General features: G+C 44.1%; 15 protein-coding genes and 1 pseudogene. 4 read left to right on the top strand and 12 right to left on the bottom strand.

Translation table 11 applies throughout. The features are described 5' to 3' along the window. Positions 1-107: 107 nt before the first annotated feature. On the bottom strand, positions 108-1,130 hold the full coding sequence (locus L693_RS0105910) for an NADH:flavin oxidoreductase/NADH oxidase (RefSeq protein WP_025716476.1): 1,023 nt from the start codon (positions 1,128-1,130) through the stop codon (positions 108-110). Between the two features lie 188 nt (positions 1,131-1,318). Next, positions 1,319-1,747 (bottom strand): MarR family winged helix-turn-helix transcriptional regulator, encoded by a 429-nt coding sequence (locus tag L693_RS0105905; RefSeq protein ID WP_025716475.1) that lies wholly within the window; start codon positions 1,745-1,747, stop codon positions 1,319-1,321. A gap of 565 nt (positions 1,748-2,312) precedes the next feature. Here L693_RS0105905 and L693_RS0105900 point away from each other — a divergent pair. Continuing rightward, entirely contained in the window at positions 2,313-3,497 is a 1,185-nt protein-coding gene (locus L693_RS0105900; protein ID WP_025716474.1) for a MerR family transcriptional regulator, read from the top strand. 1 nt (position 3,498) lies between these two features. Next, positions 3,499-4,473, top strand: a complete 975-nt coding sequence (gene nudK, locus L693_RS0105895; RefSeq protein WP_025716473.1) for a GDP-mannose pyrophosphatase NudK — start codon at positions 3,499-3,501, stop codon at positions 4,471-4,473. Positions 4,474-4,537: 64 nt separating this feature from the next. Here the strand turns inward: nudK and L693_RS32060 are convergent. Beyond that, a pseudogene (locus L693_RS32060) lies at positions 4,538-4,609 on the bottom strand (heme-binding protein); the annotation flags it as partial. Positions 4,610-4,773: 164 nt separating this feature from the next. After that, entirely contained in the window at positions 4,774-5,667 is an 894-nt protein-coding gene (locus tag L693_RS0105890; protein ID WP_025716472.1) for an SMI1/KNR4 family protein, read from the bottom strand. Between the two features lie 322 nt (positions 5,668-5,989). Here L693_RS0105890 and L693_RS0105885 point away from each other — a divergent pair, with 322 nt between their 5' ends. Continuing rightward, a complete protein-coding gene (locus tag L693_RS0105885; protein ID WP_025716471.1) occupies positions 5,990-7,255 on the top strand; it encodes a hypothetical protein in 1,266 nt (421 codons plus the stop codon). A gap of 310 nt (positions 7,256-7,565) precedes the next feature. On the opposite strand, the gene L693_RS0105880 is transcribed toward L693_RS0105885, so the two are convergent. The 8 genes from L693_RS0105880 to L693_RS0105840 all read right to left on the bottom strand — a co-directional run bounded on the left by L693_RS0105880 (position 7,566) and on the right by L693_RS0105840 (position 14,976). Then, positions 7,566-9,065: a malate:quinone oxidoreductase gene (locus L693_RS0105880; RefSeq protein ID WP_025716470.1), complete on the bottom strand. Its 1,500-nt coding sequence runs from the start codon at positions 9,063-9,065 to the stop codon at positions 7,566-7,568. 510 nt (positions 9,066-9,575) lie between these two features. Next, positions 9,576-9,833, bottom strand: a complete 258-nt coding sequence (locus L693_RS0105875) for a hypothetical protein (RefSeq protein WP_025716469.1) — start codon at positions 9,831-9,833, stop codon at positions 9,576-9,578. Positions 9,834-9,852: 19 nt separating this feature from the next. After that, positions 9,853-10,404 carry a hypothetical protein gene (locus tag L693_RS0105870; protein WP_025716468.1) on the bottom strand — a complete coding sequence of 184 codons (552 nt, stop codon included), beginning with the start codon at positions 10,402-10,404 and terminating at the stop codon, positions 9,853-9,855. 261 nt (positions 10,405-10,665) lie between these two features. Beyond that, positions 10,666-11,133, bottom strand: a complete 468-nt coding sequence (locus tag L693_RS0105865; protein ID WP_025716467.1) for a nuclear transport factor 2 family protein — start codon at positions 11,131-11,133, stop codon at positions 10,666-10,668. A 57-nt stretch (positions 11,134-11,190) separates the two neighbouring features. Then, a complete protein-coding gene (locus L693_RS0105860; protein WP_025716466.1) occupies positions 11,191-12,450 on the bottom strand; it encodes an alpha/beta hydrolase in 1,260 nt (419 codons plus the stop codon). Between the two features lie 72 nt (positions 12,451-12,522). Next, entirely contained in the window at positions 12,523-13,383 is an 861-nt protein-coding gene (locus L693_RS0105855) for an NAD-dependent epimerase/dehydratase family protein (protein ID WP_025716465.1), read from the bottom strand. A gap of 201 nt (positions 13,384-13,584) precedes the next feature. Then, the gene (locus tag L693_RS0105850; RefSeq protein WP_025716464.1) at positions 13,585-14,169 is read right to left on the bottom strand and encodes a TetR/AcrR family transcriptional regulator; all 585 of its coding nucleotides are present in this window, start codon (positions 14,167-14,169) and stop codon (positions 13,585-13,587) included. Positions 14,170-14,598: 429 nt separating this feature from the next. Next, positions 14,599-14,976, bottom strand: coding sequence for a winged helix-turn-helix transcriptional regulator (locus L693_RS0105840; RefSeq protein WP_025716462.1), 378 nt, complete (start codon positions 14,974-14,976; stop codon positions 14,599-14,601). Between the two features lie 126 nt (positions 14,977-15,102). Between L693_RS0105840 and L693_RS0105835 the strand changes: the two genes are divergently transcribed. Beyond that, the gene (locus L693_RS0105835) at positions 15,103-16,146 is read left to right on the top strand and encodes a zinc-binding alcohol dehydrogenase family protein (RefSeq protein ID WP_025716461.1); all 1,044 of its coding nucleotides are present in this window, start codon (positions 15,103-15,105) and stop codon (positions 16,144-16,146) included. Positions 16,147-16,484 lie beyond the last annotated feature (338 nt).

Raw genomic sequence — 16,484 nt, 5'->3', positions numbered from 1 at the left:
CTTTTCAGTCATCAGTACACTTTTACCAAAACCTACGATCAGGCTCATCGGTGGTTAGGAAAATTTTTTATGCTTAGTAGAAGCTTAACGTTCATTGAAGCTGTCGATTAAAAACCTGTAGTGTATTGTTTTGGAGTTGTCGTTTCTTTTTTTAGCTTAGCTGCAGCTTCCAGAGCCCAGTAAGGATTTCTTAGCATTCCTCTCCCTACAGCTACGAGATCGGCAGCCTCATTTCCAATAACAGCATTGGCCAGTATAGGATCATCCAACCTTCCAACGGCAATGACCGGAATATCAAGCGCCTGTTTGATTTCTTGGGCTAACGGGACTTGATAAGCAGCATGAGTACCAGGTCTTCCCCAAGCAGCAATAGGACCCTCACCACCTGAAGAGATATCAAAAATATCCACTCCTGCTTGTTGATATTCTCTGGCAAAAGCGATGCTTTCCTTAATTCCGTATCCACCTTCTACATATTCTTTAGCAGATATACGCATAATCAATGGCATGTCTTCCGGTATCTCGGCTTTGGCAGCCTGAATAATTTCCTGGCCAAACTTAGTCAAATCTTTTCCATACTCATCCTCTCTTTTATTCGTGAGAGGAGAGTGAAATTGATGTATCAAGTAGCCATGAGCCCCATGAATTTCAACTGTATCTACTCCTGCTTTTACAGCACGCTGTACTGCACTGCGGAACTTCTCAACCATTTCTTTAACTTCGTTGGTCGAAAGGGCTCTAGGCATTTTGGAATTCTCATCAAACGGAATAGCGGAAGGAGCAACAGGTACTTCTGCATCCTCTGCTTTGCGTCCGGCATGGGCTATTTGAATCCCCACTTTTGCACCATAACTGTGGCAGGCATCAACAATTTTCTTCAAAGCAGGGATCTGCTCATCAGACCACAATCCCAAGTCAAAGTCTGAAATACGTCCATCCGGTTCTACGTCGGTCATTTCAATTATAATCAATCCTGCACCACCGACAGCTCGGCTTACATAATGCAGATAGTGCCAATCGGTAGCTATTCCATCTTTTTTATCAACTGAATACTGACACATGGGAGGCATGATAACACGGTTTTTTAACTCCAGTCCTTTTAACTTGTAAGGGTTAAATAAATCCTTCATCGAAAAAACTCCTTTTTATATATAAATGCATGCGCACGCATTTATATTAGCATAGTTATTTTCCTTATGTCAACTTATAGGCATGTTAGATGATTCTCGTTTATCCTATTACTTAATACAAAATAGCCCAGAAGGGTATCTCTTCTGGGCAGAAATAACATTATACTTGCACGATAAGTAATTGCGTCCTATAGCTTTTTGATTAAGGATTGTAACTCATGCTGGAGATCGTCCTTTAAAAGAGCGGACTGGAAAATTTCATTAAAAGTGACCAGAGCTCTTTGTAATTTGTCCTCACCGAGCTCAGTCAAACGGGTATAAATTCCTCTGCGATCATCTTCACATACATGCCGTTGCAAAGCACCACAGCTTTTAGCCTCCATCCTACCTACCAGCCTTGATATGGCACTTTGGCTCAAGCCGACCATTTCTTGTAATTGCTGCAATCTCAATTCTTTATCGCTTGTTTGAGACAGGAAATATAGAACATAGAACTCCTTTAAGGATAAACTGTACTTCTCCTGCAAAGCACTTTCTAATTCATTATTGATACTTGTCTGTAGGCTGGTAAGAGATAACCAATTATCTAAAGGCTCATTTTTCGTGTTGTTATCCATACAAGTTTCACCTGTTTCTATTCCATAAAATATAATGTCCGGGTAAAAATAAGACATGTAAAGCAATATCTATTTTGTTAAATAAATTGTTAGCAATTTAATTTTAATTTTACCAAGTTAAAATGAATTGGTCAAAAATTTTGGAGTCTAACAGTAGATATATTTAGGGCTTCTATTCGCGATAATTGAAGGATGATATCGAGGCTATGAGAGGGGACAAGAACTATTACTGTTTATCAGTAATTTCCATTACCAATGAAATTTATAAGTAAATATTTAATCTTCTTATGTAGAGAGTATTATAGCGTTAATCCTTCAGCTCGACCAGTACAATTTATAAACAAAAAATACTCAGACCACAATACTTGATCTTGTAGTCTGAGTATTTTTCTATTTGTTATATCTGGAGCTTCCATTAGCAAAGCCTATTTCAACAAAGCAACTCAGTGTTGATGGAATAATAGCGCCTTTGTGGCATAATTTTTTGCTTGAAGGTGACGTTACGTCACCTGCTATACTTACTGAGAACCACATGTTAGAGCATTCGATTGGATGTGAGTAAAGGATGCACAAAGAGAACAATCTGACGACAGGGGAGCTTGCCAAGCGTACAGGGATAACGGTCAGGACATTGCGATATTACGATCAGATTGGGCTTCTAATTCCAGAAAAGCATCACACTGGATCTATAAGATCATACAAAATGAAAGACCTGGAAAGATTGCAGCAAATTCAGACGTTGAAGTACTTAGGGCTATCACTTCAAGAAATAAAGGACATCTTAGATGCAGAGTCGCTATCCATAGGGGAGATCAGACATTCGTTGCAAGCACAGCTCGATGTTCTACAGAGGAAAATCGCTCATACGGAGCACGTCGTCCATGCAATACGAGATGCTATGGAAATGTCGGTCAATGGGTCTGATTGGAACCACTTGGCGGATGTTATTCAAACCGTGCAGAGTGAGCAAAATTGGGGCGAGCAGTATCGGACGGCGAACCGCCTGCAAACGCGGATACATCTTTATGACAAGTTTAGCACGAATCCACAAGGCTGGCATAGTTGGGTTTTTGAACAACTGGAGGTTCATCCGGGAGCCCACATTCTAGAGTTGGGCTGCGGCGACGGAACCTTTTGGATAAGAAACGCAGAACGAATTCCAAGCAGTTGGCGCATCACGCTTACCGATGTGTCAAGCGGGATGGTGGAAGAAGCACGTTGCCGCTTAGGAAGCAACAATTCGCAGTTTAAGTTTTTATCTGTTGACGCGCAACAGATCCCATTTCATGATGAACAATTCGATATGGTTATCGCTAACAACATGCTGTATCACGTGCCGGACATCCCTGGAGCGATCCGCGAGATGCACCGTGTCCTCAAGCGAGGAGGTATAGTGTGCACCTCTACGATGAGCATTCAACACCTACAAGAGGTTGAGCACTTGGCAGTTTCGTTCGACCCCGATCTTCATGTGTTGGATCAAGCTATTAAACGGTTCCATCTAGGTAACGGAGGGGAGTTGCTGTCTTCTTGCTTCTCCGATCTTCGGTTGCTTCGTTATGACGACCGTCTGTTGGTCGACGAAGCGGAACCCCTGATCGAATATATGATTTCGACTCCGATGAACGCAAGAGAGCGACTTGTCGGAGCGGCTATTGATAAGTTTCGAGACCACGTCAATCGACTTCTGCAGCAGAACGGGACCCTCAAAATGACTAAAGAGAACGGGATCTTTCTAGGGAGGAAATGAGATGAAGGCACAACAGCACCACCCAAAAGTACGGATCGTAAAAGAGGAGCTTCTATCGGATAACTGGTACATCTTAAAGAAAGTCACATTCGAGTACGAAAAAGAAAATGGACAATGGGAAACACAATCCCGTGAAGTGTACGACCGTGGCAACGGCGCAACGATCCTGCTCTATAATCGGCACAAACAAACCATTGTACTAACCAGACAGTTCCGAATGCCTACTTATCGGAACGGCAATGAGACTGGAATGCTTATCGAAACCTGTGCAGGACTGCTCGATAAAGAAACACCGGAGGAAAGTATTCTGCGGGAGACGGAGGAGGAGACAGGGTACTGTATCGACCGTGTACAGAAAATAGGCGAGGCCTATATGTCACCGGGATCGGTTACCGAAATCCTGCACTTCTTTGTAGCGGAGTATAATGAAGATATGACAACGGGTCGGGGTGGAGGGCTTGAGGAAGAACAGGAAAACATTGAAGTGGTGGAACTTCCGTTTGCTCAGGCGCTCGACATGGTCCAAAGCGGCGAAATTCGTGATGCCAAGACGATCATGTTGCTCCAATACGCTCAGATCCAAGGTCTCTTGAAAGTGAAATCGAAACCGCTGCATATCCTTATCGCAGGCCCGTATCGCTCTGGAACGAATGATGATCCTGTATTAATTGAGGAAAATGTCAGCTACATGAATGAAATCGCTCTTCAAGTTTACGAGGCTGGGCACATGCCGGTGCTGGGGGAGTGGTATGCTTTGCCCCTTATCGCGACAGCCGGTTCCACTAGTCCGGGAGACGAGATTTTCAACCGAATTTTTCATCCATCTTCCATTCGCCTGCTTGATTACTGTAACGCCGTGCTTCGAGTCGGAGGACCATCTCAGGGTGCCGATGAAATGGTAAGGGTTGCGAAAGAGAAAGGATTGTTGGTTTACGAAAAACTGGACGATCTTCCGTTGATAACCACACGTCCGTGATTGTTGTGTTGATCCCGAGCAGCTCCCCATTCGGCACAGCCATTTTGGTCAAGTTTGAAGTTGGCATTTTCACAGTAACCGCAGCCCAAGCCTTATTCTGAGCAATGTCGATACTCGCCAGCCAGGCACTATCCATCCGATGACACACGAGAAGATTCCCTACTTATGTGCTCTCGGCCATCCGACTGGAATCCGCACCAGCATCCAAGCCGAGCATTTTATCCTGTAAGAATCTTTCGCGGTTAAAAGGAGGATGGCCTGGATCTATTATTAATTAGATTGACGAATCAGACTCCTCATTTATTCTTTTGCCAGCCCGCGAATAAAGGCTTCGAAATTGGGCGCAAGCCAAGTAATCTTGTAGTTATTCTCCTTATCCACATGGACAACCTCCGGTTCGCCGTCATTGCCGGATTCCCGGTAATCCAGCATGACCACCTCGGACTCCGAAGGGCAATCACAAATGACCACACCAATTTCAGGATATCCCCCATGCTCAATTCTGAAGCGGCTGCCTGATTCACCGCACAGTGAGTGTCTCTTCTCCCGCCCGATTCCCAGAATGCCTGCAATTCTGATATGCTCTTTCGCCCCGGAGACCGATTCACCTATAGGGAAGCATCTGCTACGAGGAACTCCCCCGTTATGCAGCTTCATCATATGAATATAGAAGGTCGGCAGCCTGAACACCAATTCTTCTTCTAAGGAGACGATTAGCTCATCAGTGGGCGGATCATCTATAACATATTGTTCTAACGCATGCTCGCTGTCATCCCAAAAGTCCGTAAAATCGAAATCCACAACGGTATCAACCTCGGCACTGGACACTTCCACTGCTTTCTGAGGGGCTTTGCTCCGAGTCAAATTCAGGAACTCCAAAGTATCCTCATCCCCAGGTTCTAACTGATCTGCAGCTTCAAATGCGCGCAAGGCCTCCTCATGTTGATCCAGGTAGTAATAGGCAAAGCCTATGCGGTAATTCCACAGTGGATCGTCTTTCCCCTCCTCTTCAATGGATAGGAACTGTTCAACCGCCTCTTCGTAACGCTCAAGATTGTTCAGCGCTCTGCCCAAATGACTGATCAGCACATAATCCCTGTCCTCCACAGGAATCTCCATAATGGCATTTACGATTTCTTCGAATTCATCTTCCTCATGCCACGCTTCCAGCTGTGGCAACAGATTGTCCCGCATCAGCTCTGCCTCCTAATTTTCGCCCTTTTTTTTAATTCTAACATTCCCGGCACCGCTCTATCCAGCTTGCCAGACACGTACAATGAGTTACTATCATCCATTCCGACTTTGTACTTGATCGGGCTGGCCTATGCTTCTAATTTATGAGGCTAAACGTTTACGCTTGACACGCTTTATGTACAAGAGTAAATTTAAGGCATTATTTACGGATGTAAACAAAGTATATGGAAAAAGGTTTCATTATTCTCCCCTAGGCTCTCCCTCCCCGATCAATCTTTCGCATTTTTTCAAAACAATAATGAAATGAAACGGAGAATCACGGATGATCGCAAAATTCAGAAAAGGTTCGTATAGACTATCTGCCGCCGCAATAATTCTGGTTCTTGTCTTAAGTGGCGTAATCCTCGCTATTACATTAAAGAGCGGTAAGAATACTGAATCAGCTGTAGATCCAAACGTAGGTTCCATGAAGGGAACTTTTTCTTCATGGAAGGTAGAACGTCTTAATGATTGGGTAAAATGGTTTCCTAGTCTGGCAAGGGCAAACGACTTTTCCGGTTTTCGGTTCAAAGTACCCGATTATCTACCTCCTGGTTATCAACTTCAAAATGTCGAGGTTCTTAAGAATTATGTCAATCGTATCGATAATCAAGTTACTATTACTTTTGTATCAAACTTTGGAAAATCGGATGAAAAAAAATTCACGTTGCTCGTCTCCAAGGGAAATTTACTCCAAACATACAGTCGATCGGTGGCGGGGGATGTCAGAAGTAATGCTCCGGCATCTTGGGGGAATGCACAAGTCCGTTCCTACAAACAAGATGAGGTTACGTATGCCGGCATCAAAGGCACATTAGTAACCCAAATTCAAAATTATGAATACCATCAACCGGAAAGGGAAAAAAGCTTTGTTTGGCAGGATGAGGGAGTCTGGTATGCAATGAATTACTATAGCGAAAATCATTCCAGAGAAGGTCACCCTGAGTTTTGGACGAATATCTCGCAAGACGAGCTGGAGAAATTGTTGCTATCCTTTACATTCCCCCAACAAATCCAGAATGTCAGCTACGATGGAAAAGGAAATTCGTTTCCTATATATGACGAAAAGGATTTGCTGGAAGCAAAAAAAATTTTGGGTTTTAAGGTAAAGTTCCCAATTAGCCTGTCGAATAACCAACTTAAGCTTATTGACTCGCTACTGCTCCAGGCAGGAGATCAAAACACGGGTTACGATTTTAGGCCAGACGCGGATTCAATTAAAAATATATACCATGCAGAATACAATTCTAAAATATATGAAATAAATGATGAACTCGCCCTCTATCAGAGCAAGGTTCCCATTGTTAATGCTGCAAAACTATCCGTAATTCGCAAATTAGATATTAACGGCATCGACATTTCCGTTGGTGAGGACAACAATAACGTCTACAATGAATATGGACGCGGCACAACAAACAAGAAGGACACCAGAAGTCAAACCTATTACTTATGGAAGCAGAACGATATTTACTATACTGCCATCTTTTTGGGTTTGGACAAAAATCAGGAAGAAATCGTTAAGACATTGGTACTTGCGCCCATCCAATAAATTAGGAAAATTCAAACTGGACTATTCTGCATGTACGGATACTCTTGTTGCGACAGGCCAGGTCTTTTGGGGAATCGCCGACCGAAACCGACCGAATGTGATCCGTACACGCAGCAGTAAATGCAGATAAGCTTCGCTTATCGATGTATCCTAGCGAATCCGAGTTGTCGCTGCAACAATGTCCCGATAAGCCCAATGTTCGACCGGGACATCTGACCACTTGGACGAGATTTTGTATTCTTAAGCAAGCACTTTAGCGGTGGGGAGACTTCCCACCGCTTGGCGTTGTATTTATTTCTAAATTCACGAATTAACGATGCAGCAGTTCTTTTTCGCCCAGACCAAGCGTCTGCGTTGTGGATGCATGAATTTCTTGGAAAAGTTCTGAGTTTTCCGCTAGTGCCACACCATAAGAAGGAATCATTTCTTTTATTTTCGGTTCCCAATCTTTCATATGTTGTGGGAAACATCTTTCTAATACTTCCAGCATAACGTTAACAGCAGTAGATGCACCCGGAGAAGCGCCGAGCAAAGCAGCTACTGAGCCATCAGCAGCACTAACCACTTCCGTACCAAATTGAAGTGTGCCTCTTCCACTCGCCGTATCTTTGATCACCTGCACACGCTGGCCTGCTACCACGATCCCCCAGTCCTCGATTTGGGCATTTGGAATAAATTCGCGTAATTCTTCCAGGCGCTTTTCATTCGATAACATCACCTGCTGGATCAGGTATTTGGTCAACGCCATCTCTTTTGCGCCTGCCGCCAGCATCGTCAAGAGGTTATTGGGTTTTACAGAACAGATCAAATCGAAATTTGAACCCGTTTTCAAAAACTTTGGTGAAAAGCCGGCAAATGGCCCAAATAGCAGTGCTTTTTCGTTGCCGATATATCTTGTGTCCAGATGCGGGACAGACATGGGAGGAGCACCCAGCTTAGCTTTACCGTATACTTTTGCATGATGCTGCGTGACAACCTTTGGATTATTACATACCATAAATAGTCCACTTACCGGAAATCCTCCGATATGCTTGGACTCAGGAATACCCGTTTTTTGTAATAAAGGCAGACTACCGCCCCCACCACCGATAAAGACGAACTTGGTCGTATGGTATTCGATTTTACCGTTTTCAAGATTATGCACTTTGACTTCCCACGAGCCGTCGCTCATACGTTTAATATCCTTAATATTATGCTTGTATTTGATCTCAACGTCTTTACTTTGTAAATGCTCAAACAACATGCGTGTTAAAGCTCCAAAGTTCACATCTGTTCCGGAGTCGACTTTGGTTGCCGCCATCGGTTCATTCGAGGTACGGCCTTCCATGATCAGCGGAATCCATTCCTTTAGCTTTTCAAGGTCGTCAGAAAATTCCATTCCTTGGAACAGGGGAACCTTTGATAGCGCTTTAAATCGCTTTTTCAAAAAGGATACATCTTTCTCCCCTATGACCAGACTCATATGAGGTATTGGCCTGATGAAGTCCTGCGGATTACGAATCAGATTGCTAGTTACAAGAAAAGACCAAAACTGTCTTGAGAGCTGAAACTGCTCATTAACGTTTACAGCCTTGCTAATATCTATAGATCCGTCAGGCTTCTCGGATGTATAGTTCAGCTCGCACAGTGCAGCATGGCCCGTACCCGCATTATTCCATTCGTTAGAGCTTTCTTCTCCTGCGTTTGCGAGTTTCTCAAACACTTTAATTTCCCATTCCGGTGCTAACTCTTTCAGCAATGATCCCAGAGTCGCACTCATGACTCCGGCACCAATTAAGATAACGTCTGTTTTTTTCTGAATGCTGCTCATAAAAACCTTCCTTATCTCTTATTTTTGCAAAAAAGAGCAGGCCCTCCTGCTTAGGTGATACAAGAAGCAAGGCTCCACTCAGGAACATACCTTTTCTGTCTCCATTATAACTAAATTATAGTCTATTAAAAATAAAACTAACTACCATATAATAATTATAGACTATTTATGTTAAAAAGTGAGAATTCATTCCGCAAAAATAAGGATTGAACTCAGCTTTTTACAAGATTTACGGCTTGATTTTGTTTATTTTCTGCGTTAGCACTATTTTAACCGAAAATGAAGCCTTCGCATAATCTAAGAAAATGGATGCATCCAGGATATACAATAATGAATGGATTATGATCTACATAAATCCATATTATGCGAGCAGGCTTATCGGGTGATCCATAGTCACCCTTATCCTACGTATATTAATCGACAAAGAAGTATCTTCTATGCAGAACTCATCAGAAAAAAAGCAGCACAAGGCTGCTTCTCATTGAGAACGATATCCATTAGTATCTGCACTCAAACCACATATTCAGCCATAATTAGCTCGATATCAAATGGAGTAATCCCTCTTTCCAATGAGAATATCGCATCGGCCTGATTGGCTGTATCTACTAACTCCCCTCTTGCCTTGGCATGGAGGTTGAATAAATCGTACAGATCCGGTTTACGTAAATCTGTCATGGCTTTGCCCATCAAGATCATGCCTTTTTGGTTCCCCTCCACATTATTGTAGTAATGAGATCGTTCATTATGGCGGGCGTTATATTGTGGCAACCCTTCATTCCTACACCAATCAACCGTACTGTAACTTGCCGGAGTGCTTTGTGGGCTGGATGATGCGCAAGAAACCCGGTTCCGGCGAAATATTCGAGCCTTCGACGGTACGGCCTGTGGGCGTGCCATGAACGGTCCCCTCTTTCCACCAACTGAAGAAACGAATGGTGTCCCCTTCCATCATCGGTACATGGCTTCCGCGAACAATCGTATGCAGGGCTTTGCTTGCCGATCTTTGTGAGAACGGCACATAATAGTCCTGCAATCGTTCATCGACATAAGCCTTTCCCAGAGGCGGGAGCACGGAGAATCGCTCGATAAGCACTCGTTCACACAATTGCACAAGGTCTTGGCATACCGCTTCATTGATCTCCGGGAGCGTATGGGGAACAGAAAAGGCCTTGGCAACGTTTCCTTTTGGGAAAAAGACACGCAGATTACGCGGCTCATGGCGGCGAGCAAAATGATTCTTCACTTGGAGCAATACAGGCGTCGATACTTGATTCGCGACTTCACCAAATGCCAGCACGGCATACTCCGTGTATTCGGTTGACCGCAATAATTGATCCATCTTCTGGCAAATTCACCTGGACGCTGCATCAACAGATCGATCAAAGTCCAGACCTGACGATAATGGAATGCAAGCTCCACGCTTCCGTTAAAGGTTGTAAAGGGCTAGTTATTACGTAAAATATCAAAAGCTTCCTCACAACGCATAAACCGATGCAGATTCAGTAGAAATTCGCCAAATGAATCAACAACGAGATTGGGGGGCTTACCTGACATAAAGCGATCTATCACCGATACCCTTTTTTGATGTTCTTTTGTTGTATTATTGTTCGTTTAATAGTTTCTGTATGGATGCTGTATCCAAAAGCGCTGTAAGCGCCACTAATGGATTCCAATAATCTTTGTAATGTACGATTTTATGGTCCCTTGTTTCGATCACGGAGATATACTTCTGAAGATAGGGCTTGTCGGTAGTCAGGACTTGCGCTTCCTCAATTCCGAATTCAACGACCATGATGTTGGGGTTCAACGTGAAGTGAAATGTGGGTTCACTGAACTGTGAGATATCAAACCTTTGAGGAAAGTCTTTAATATACTCATAAATGGCAGCCTTCCCTTCAAGTTTTTGAGTAAAGCCTTTAGGAGCGTAAGGAAACTCGAACAGCGCATTGTCATCAAAAAGTTCAATAAATTGGTTCATGTCTTTCTCTAATAAAGACTTGCAAAACTTACTGAAAATCTCCCGTGAAGCTTCCCGCACCTTTTCGTTATCTGCCGGGTTGAACGTCATATTTACCACTCCTTATCAAAATTAAAATATTGAATCTGATCGCCGGAATGCCCCGGCTTACGACTCCGACGATTGTTTCCGCGCAAGAATCTCGGGAGGTTGGGCGCCAAGCCACCATGCCGGATTTGCCGATCCTTCGACGACACGTCCATCCGTATGCACATAATAGCGTTTATCCGGTCTTTGAGCGAAATCGCCATTCAGCGCACGTAGGCTCCATTCCGAACCGTAACGGAAGATCTCCGCTGCAACACCGCCAAGGGGATGGAATTCATTCTCATAGATCCGCAGCTCCTTGGGAGCCTTAATGAGCTCGTATAGAGAAATCGCATCTTCAACAGGGATCAGCTCGTCAAATTCACCGTTGCCAATCAGTACCGGGCAAGTGATGTTCGAAACCAGATGCCAAATGCTGTAATTCGCCGCCATTTCTTTATCAAACTTCTCTTCATCCGTGTACCCGGACATATACATCATATTGGCCTTGAAGCTTGGTTGAGCTTTGCTGAAAGACTTCTCCAGTTCACCGGGTCCTGTCATGAATGTGGCTAATGATTTCAGACGATTGTCGTGTGCAGCTCCCCGTAATCCCCAGATCGCGCCCATACTGACCCCAAACAGACCTATCCGATTCTTGTCAACCTGCGGAAGTTCTTCAAGAAAGTCAATATACCGGCTGATGGCGCGCTGGTAGTTGGTCAAGGTGACTTTAAGTCCGGATGATCCGGATTCTCCTTGGCCGGGTCCTTCAATCGACAGGGCAATCATGCCCCGGGACGTATAGTAGCGTTGGGCAATCTGGATATAGTCCTCTTTGATCATGTCCATGCCCGGACCTAGAATGACGGCAGGAGCGTTCGATACGTTTCCTTCAGGGAGAAACAGCAGACCGAATATTTTTTTGCCTTCAAAATCCAGCTCAACCCTCTGGATCGTTTGATTACTCAGGCGCGAAATCGCTGCGACGGACTCATTACAGCGCTGGCGAAATACGGTTTTTCTGGGATCATCGTTAAAAAATGAATACTGCGCTCTGCCCCACATCACCGCAGCCCGCTGATACAAATCTTTGGCGGTTGCCGGGAAACCCTCGCTTTCATAGTGCTTTGCGCGTGCTTCTGCTTGGGCCGCAACGGTCGACCATGCTTTCGGGATCATGACGCCGCTTTTAACCAATTCAAATACCCTGTCAAAGTCTCTGTGATTATGCCCGCATTCTTCTAACGTTGCCTTTGCTTCGGGATGCAGGGCGTCAAATCCCCCTTGTGAAAGTGCGATATCCAGAATCCATCCTTGTGAAACTGCTCGTTGTGTCATTTTTTTAACCTCCGTATTTTTATTTTTAAGTACTTATAATCTGAAAGCCGTTCAACCTCCATTTACTGGCTTTCATTTCTGTTTCCAATGTGAGGCGTGCGCGATGGCAAAGTCTTTCAGAGATTTAGGCGGTCGTCCTGTCACACGCTCAACTGTATCCGTAACCTGATCTTCGGTACCGTGAAGCCTGATCGCTTCATCCAGCCCTGCGAGAAAATGAGCATAGTCTTCAGCCATCCCGAACTTCATCATCCCGGCCGCCAGCTCTTCCGTGCTAATATTCACATGTTGGATGGTTCGTCCTGCAACAGCGCCGATGATTTCTCCAGCTTCCGCGTAACTAAGGGACTGAGGCCCCGTGATGACATGATCTGTATTATGAGGTTGCTCATCAATCAGCGCTCTCACACCGACCTCAGCAATATCGTCAGCATCAACGAATCCAACCCGCCCCGATCCTGTAGCCGTAATCATTACCCCGTCACTGTTGATTTGCGCTCCATGATGACCCTCAGTGAAATTTTGCATAAAATAAGAAGGACGCAGTACCGCCCATTCCGGCACAAGCTGACTTATTACCTGATGCACTTTGCCGAACACAGGTCCATTCTCAGGAACGGAAGCGCTGCTAAGTAACACGACCCGGCGTACCCCTTCCTTTAAAGCCTTCTCCAAAAAAGGCACCATCATCTTGGCCGGATCCATGACTGCAATGGGACCCACCAGGTAGATCTTATCCACGTTTTTCAAAGCCGGTTCAAACGTTGTCTCATCGAACCAATCAAAAGCCACATGCTCATTAGTGCTTTCTGAAGCGGAAGTGCCGCGATCGGCCGTACGAACAGCATAGCCCAAATCGGTTAGCCGCTTAGCTATACGGCTTCCCGTTTTACCTCTTCCACCTGTTACTAGAATTTTACCGTTTTTAGGCATATCAATTACTCCCTTTCTTTTTCTAGACTAATAAGTCCAAAATGGTTGTGAACAGTCAGTCATATTGGTTCAGTAACCGGAAACAGACCGCGTCAATTCGCCGCTTGCGATGTGTCGCAACACTACGTTTGTTACCACTTCATTTTTCGGATCAAATGGTCCAATAAGATTAAAATTTAATGGAGCATCCATACCGCTCCATTAATGGTCAAGCGCAGTAAGAGTAACAGCTGCAATATCGTCCAAAACTTCCGGATCCGAGGTTAATTTAGCAGCTTGGGTTAACGAATATCTCGCCTGATTCAAATATCGGGCAAGGGCAAGGGGGTTTAGACGTTCACTAAGCTCACCCTGCTTTTGTGCGCGCACTAATGCTTTATAAAAAGCTTGCTCCAAACGTGCCGTATCTTGTTTGAAGAACTCTCCGATGTCCGGATCGTGAGGGACTTGGTCGATGGCACTGTGCATAATGAAGCATTCCTTGCGGCGCTGTTCATCCTTCAGAACGGCTACAACCTCATAAATGATATCGGTAATAGCTTTCTTCGCCGAACCGGGGCGTTCCAAATAGGAAATGACAGCAGCGCTTTTATCATTCATATAATGCTTCACTGCCGAGATAAAGAGATCCCTCTTTGTTCCATACGTGTCATATAGACTTTGGCGAGCTATACCTAACCCATCGAGTAAATTTTGCAGCGAGGTGCCCTCATAACCATAGTGGCCAAATACCTCCATAGCCTTGTGCAGCACAAGCGTCGTATCGAATTCCTTGCTTCTCCCCATGTATTGAACACCTCCTTTCTGACACCTATCTTATCTTTTCCAGATCGTTTAGTCAAGAAAAAAATAAGTCCATTGCAAATCAAAAAAAGAGACTTGTTTCAGTTAAAGAACAAATCTCTTTTTGTTTTGTTTAAACAAATCAGCCGTTTACACCTTGGAGAATACGTATTGCTACATTTCTCGCTGCATGAGGTTGGTGTTATAGATTAAGATTATCTCCAAGGACATCACGGATGACGAAAAAAGATAGTAATGGCCCGCTTTCGCTTTACTATTATTTGTAATACGGTTCTCAGCGCTGTCTGTATCGACAAGTTTTAGGGCCATCCTTTGCGGGATGGCCTTAAAATTATAGAACATGCATTGTATATTCTCTTTACTTCTTGTAGCTATGGCCCAGTACCCGCCGCCTTGTTACCCAACTTGCCTTTAACTCTCCTCCCCTTGTATCGCTCGATTTTCATTAAGCCACACTTTATAAGACTCCCCCCATGCTTGCATTGTCATAATGACTGGTCCCAAAGTCCTTCCGAAATCAGTAAGGGAGTATTCCACTCTTGGCGGAACCTCTTTATATATTTCGCGATGAATGATGCCATCCCGTTCAAGCTCTCTTAATTGCAATGTGAGCATAAACTGCGTTATTCCCGGATTGAGGCGCCTGAATTCATTGAACCTTTTCGTTCCGTTCAGGAGCTGATAGAGAATGATCCCCTTCCACTTTCCACCAATAACATCCAGCGTTGTTTCAACCGGACATGCTTGCATATCCGGACTCGCTCCATATTTGTTTCTTCGGTCTCCCATCAGCTTATCTCCCTAAAGGTTTGATTTTTAATACTATATCATAAAAATATGCGTACTTACTTAAAGTTATCGAATTGATTTACAATGCAACTGTACAACATTTCCTGTTTGAGAGGATGGATACCCATGAATACCAACCAAAAGATGAAAGCAGTCGGTGCTTACCGATACCTCCCCATATCCAATCCGGAAAGCCTTATTGATCTGCATTTGGATAAACCGGAACCTACGGGCCGTGATTTGCTTGTAAATGTAAAGGCAATCTCTGTCAACCCTGCAGACGTAGGCGTTCGCGAAAACCATAACTACGAAGCCGAATCACCGAAAATTCTTGGTTGGGATGCTGCTGGAATCGTAGAACAAGTTGGTCCTGACTGTCAATTGTTTAAACCTGGGGACAAGATCTATTATGCGGGCAGTGTGTCTCGACCAGGTAGTAATAGTGAATTTCACTTGGTTGATGAACGAATTGTAGGAAATATGCCGAAAAGTTTGGATTTCGCAGCCGCAGCCGCATTACCGCTTACCTCGATAACTGCATGGGAGGGCCTATTTGATCGTTTAGGAATTAGCCTAAACGCAAATGAAAACAAAAGTATACTTATTATCGGTGCAGCAGGAGGAGTAGGATCGATTGCTATTCAACTTGCCAAATTAGCAGGTTTGACTGTCATCGGTACTGCTTCACGTCCAGAGTCAACTCAATGGGTCAAAAGTCTAGGTGCGGATTTTATAATAAACCACAACAACCTTTTTCAACCTCAGCTCAAAGAATTTGGTATAGACACCGTAGATTATATCTTTTGCTTGAATGACACTGTACAACATCTAGCCAATATAGCGGAGGTCATTACCCCTCAAGGTATAATTTGCTGTATCGTACCTGCAGATAAGGCTACCTGGGCAGGAAGCCTGAAAATGGACTTGCTGTTTTCTAAAAGTGTAACGTTTGTATGGGAGTTCATGTTTACACGGTCCATGTTTCATACCAAAGACATGATTAAACAACACGAATTGCTGAATGACCTAGCGGACTTAATCGATGATGGAAAATTAAAAACTACACTAAATGAACGACTAGAACCCATTAATGCAGCAAACCTACGGTTAGCGCATGAGAAGTTGGAAACTAGACGGTCCATTGGAAAAATTGTTTTAGAAAACTTCTGATACTACGAAGAAGGCGCGTTTGGTTCCAAAAAGCGGTAATGTGTATAGACAAGACTAAGGCCCCTTGCCAATATGGGGGCCTTTTTGTGTACAACGATATGGTACAGGTGAGACAAAATCCCAAACTTTGTAAAAAAATTGCCATCACTTATGATATAGTTCACCGCGCTGCTCGTAACGGCAAGTTCTAGGGCTATTCTTATAGGATTGCCTTTTATCACTTAAATATCAGTCAGTGATTTTCTAGTTATCTATGACAATTTCTCCTTCATCTTTTGGCTCTTCAAATCAATTAAGAAAAGTCGTTAACAACTCCTCTGTAATCATAAGGGCAGCAT

Source organism: Paenibacillus sp. 1-18, from assembly GCF_000520755.1.
Taxonomy (GTDB): Bacteria; Bacillota; Bacilli; order Paenibacillales; family Paenibacillaceae; genus Paenibacillus; species Paenibacillus brasilensis.
This window is presented reverse-complemented; position numbering and strand designations above follow the sequence as displayed.